The organism is Pseudorhodoplanes sp. (genome assembly GCF_050250235.1).
Classification (GTDB): domain Bacteria; phylum Pseudomonadota; class Alphaproteobacteria; order Rhizobiales; family Xanthobacteraceae; genus Pseudorhodoplanes.
On sequence record NZ_JBFWPA010000300.1, the window covers coordinates 1 to 3,336 of the forward strand.

General features: G+C 58.0%; 3 protein-coding genes. All 3 read right to left on the reverse strand.

The features are described from left to right. Positions 1-303: 303 nt before the first annotated feature. Positions 304-1,272, reverse strand: coding sequence for a Bug family tripartite tricarboxylate transporter substrate binding protein (locus tag AB7F49_RS39050; RefSeq protein WP_428533314.1), 969 nt, complete (start codon positions 1,270-1,272; stop codon positions 304-306). A gap of 135 nt (positions 1,273-1,407) precedes the next feature. Further along, complete coding sequence (locus AB7F49_RS39055) at positions 1,408-1,731, reverse strand: 2Fe-2S iron-sulfur cluster-binding protein (protein WP_428533317.1); 324 nt, start codon at positions 1,729-1,731, stop codon at positions 1,408-1,410. A 49-nt stretch (positions 1,732-1,780) separates the two neighbouring features. Then, positions 1,781-3,217 carry an NAD-dependent succinate-semialdehyde dehydrogenase gene (locus AB7F49_RS39060; RefSeq protein WP_428533320.1) on the reverse strand — a complete coding sequence of 479 codons (1,437 nt, stop codon included), beginning with the start codon at positions 3,215-3,217 and terminating at the stop codon, positions 1,781-1,783. Positions 3,218-3,336: the final 119 nt, after the last annotated feature.

Genomic DNA, 3,336 nt, shown 5'->3' on the forward strand with positions numbered 1-3,336 from the left:
CCGAAGAGATTCGAACTCCTGACCCCCAGATTCGTAGTCTATCGGCCTAAATAATAAAGTAAAATCAATAACTTATAATATTGGACACTGTCAACAGTTTGAAGGTCCGGGTAGCCGCCCTCCACACATCGCCGTCGCTCGTACACCCAAGCATTGGATGGGCTCAAACCGAGCTTTATCGAGCGAGACGCCGATCGATGGGTCATAGACGCACCGGGCAGGCTTGTTTGCTTTTCTTGAAATGTACTCCATTCGTGAGTCGCGGCGTAGACCGATCAGCTTCGCATAGCTCGAAGAACTATCTCATTGGATCTTAAGCGAAACCTTCGAGACAGCCTCTCTCCACCAGGCCAAGTCCGTGTTGATGAAGTTTTTCATTTCGGAGGAGTTCAGCGGCCAAACCTCAAGGCCAGCTTTGGCGTAGAGCGACTTTATCTCAGGGTCGTTGAGTGCGACGCCGATTTCGCTGCTCAGCTTGTCGACGATGCCGCGTTCTGTTCCCTTTCGCACGAAAACTCCAATCCAAGCGCCGACTGCTGCACCGGATACGCCAAGCTCTCCAATCGAAGGGATATCGGGCGCAACCGCGGTTCGTTCGCGATCCAAAACGGCCAGGATGCGGACCTTGTTGTCGTGTGCAAGCGGCAGCAAGGTCGCGAGGTCGGACACCGTAGCCTCCACCTCGCCGGCATAGACAGCCGCAGCCGCAGGCCCGGTCCCTTTATAGGGTACTGCCTGCATTCTTGAACCCGTCTGGCCTTTGAATATCTCGCCGGCCAAATGCATGTGTGTTCCGACTGCAGCCACACTGTAGTTGATGCCCTTCGGTTGCGTCTTTGAATATTCAATCAGCTCGGCAATCGATTTTATCGGCAGATTGCCATTCACAGCGATTCCCACCGGGACCTTTGCGAGCATGGCGACCGGCTCGAGGTCACTGGCTGGATCAAACTGCACCTTGCGAAGATTCGGTACGATAGACACTGCGCCTGAAGGCGTTGAGATCAGCGTGTAACCGTCATTTTGCGCAGACAGGGCAAATTCGATACCCGCCTGCCCGCCTGCACCAGGCCTCGATTCAATGACAAAGGGCTTTCCCAGCTTTTCCGTAAGGCGCAGCGACACAGATCGAATCGTCAGATCGGCGCTGCCGCCCGCAGCGAAAGGAACGATGATTCGAACGGGACGATTGGGATAATCCTGGGCGATAGCCACACTAGCATTGCTCAGCGTAGCCGCGATGAACGCGGCCCGCAACAGATGCCCTGTCATCGATCCTCCCGGACGTTGATTTTTCTTCTCCGGGTATTTTATTGATCTGGATCAAGTTCAATGACTCAAAAGTTCGCATGCAACCTATCGATGCGGCTCATTCGTCCCGGGAGCAATCCCACGGGTCTCAATCATTCATGTTTGCGACTCTGGAATGCGAACACGCAGACCGGCAAGCGCATCGCTCATTGCAATCTGACAACTGAGACGGCTGTTCGGTTCGCGAGGTGACGATGTCGCGTCCAGCATCGCGTTTTCATCGACGCTGACGGGTGGCAATTTGTCGAGATAGCACTCGTCAACATACACATGACATGTTCCGCACATCGCCGTTCCACCACACTCGGCGACGATGCCCTTGATGCCATTCGCAAGCGCTCCCTTCATCACGCTTTGGCCCTTCGGGATATCAACGACCTTCTGGGTACCGTCCGGATAGGTGAATGTAACAGCCGGCATACTCTCTGAGTTCTCCCTGTATCTCCTTAATGGAAGGCCGACACTGCGTTCAGCATTCGCTTATAAGCTTGGTCGTCAGGCAGGCCTGTAGACCCTCGATGGCATTCTCGGAGCCGTGGCCGCTTTCCTTGACGCCGCCGAAAGGCGCCTCCGGTGTGGAAATGGCGAAATTGTTGATTCCGACCATTCCGGCCTCGAGGCCGTCACCCATCGCCCGGGCACGCGCTCCATTTGTGGAGAACACATAGGCTGCGAGCCCGAAAGGAAGGCGGTTTGCACGTGCCACCGCCTCGTCCTCGTCCGCGACCGGATTGATGAGAGCCAGCGGGCCGAACGGCTCTTCGTTCATCGTTCGCGCCGTCTCCGGGACGTTCGCAAGGACGGTCGGTTTCCAGTAATAGCCACGATTGCCGATACGCTCGCCACCCGCGCAGGACCGCGAACCGGCGCGGATCGCGTCCTCGATCAGCACCGCCATCGCGTCGATCCGTTTCGGATGCGCCAGAGGACCCATCCTGTTGCGTTCGTCGGTGCCGGGACCGACAGGAAGCGCCTCGGCACGCGCCGCGAAGCCCTCGACGAACCGATCGAAGATGCGGTTCTGAACATAGAATCGGGTCGGCGATACGCAGACCTGACCGTCATTCATGAACTTGGCGGCCAAGAAGAGGTCGAGCACGGAATCGACATCGACATCGTCGAACACCAGAACAGGCGCGTGCCCACCCAATTCCATGGTGGTACGCTTCATGGTCTCTGCGCTCATTTTCATGAGTTGCTTGCCGACCGGGATGGAGCCGGTGAAAGAGACTTTCTTAATGATCGGCGATCGCAGCAGATGGGTCGAAATCTCATGCGGCACGCCGAACACAATGGACAGCACGCCGTCCGGCAGGCCGGCATCGACCAGCGCCTCGGCAATCGCGAGTGCGCTTGCCGGCGCCTCCTCGGGAGGCTTCATGATGCAACTACAGCCTGCAGCCAGCGCAGCGCCGATCTTGCGTGCGGGATTGACCACTGGAAAATTCCACGGGGCGAATGCCGCGACAGGCCCGACCGGCTCCTGCATCACACGAAGCTGATTGTTGCCGACCGCGCTTGGAATGATCCGGCCGTAGGCGCGGCGGCCCTCCTCCGCGTACCATTCCAAAGTATCGGCTGCCATTGCCGTTTCAATGCGCGCCTCGGCGAGCGGCTTTCCTTCCTCCAGGGTGACAAGCCGCGTGATGTGTTCGGCCCGCTCGCGTATCAGCGACGCGGCCATTTTCAGAATCTCGCCGCGCTTTCGCGCCGGTACGCGCTTCCAGCTTCGGAACGATTGTTCGGCCGCGTGCAAGGCGCGGTCCAGGTCCGAGGCGGCTGCATGAGGCAGATATCCGAGAACGTCTTCGGTTGCCGGATCGATCACGGGCTGGGTTGTGCGGCCTTCCGCCCCGATCCACTTGCCGTCAATCAGCATCCGGAGTTTCGGATAAGGAGAACTCATTATGCTCTGCCAGTCTTGCGGTCTCAGACCGGATAGACGAGATAGCGAGGCGTCACCGTGGTATCGAGCACGGCCTTCTTTGACCTGAAGCAGGCGCGCCCGTCCTCGATCCCTATTAC

Excerpts from the sequence above, each read along its gene's own strand:
- AB7F49_RS39050 (WP_428533314.1), bottom strand. The coding sequence starts at position 1,272 with ATGACAGGGCATCTGTTGCGGGCCGCGTTCATCGCGGCTACGCTGAGC.
- AB7F49_RS39055 (WP_428533317.1), bottom strand. The coding sequence starts at position 1,731 with ATGCCGGCTGTTACATTCACCTATCCGGACGGTACCCAGAAGGTCGTT.
- AB7F49_RS39060 (WP_428533320.1), bottom strand. The coding sequence starts at position 3,217 with ATGAGTTCTCCTTATCCGAAACTCCGGATGCTGATTGACGGCAAGTGG.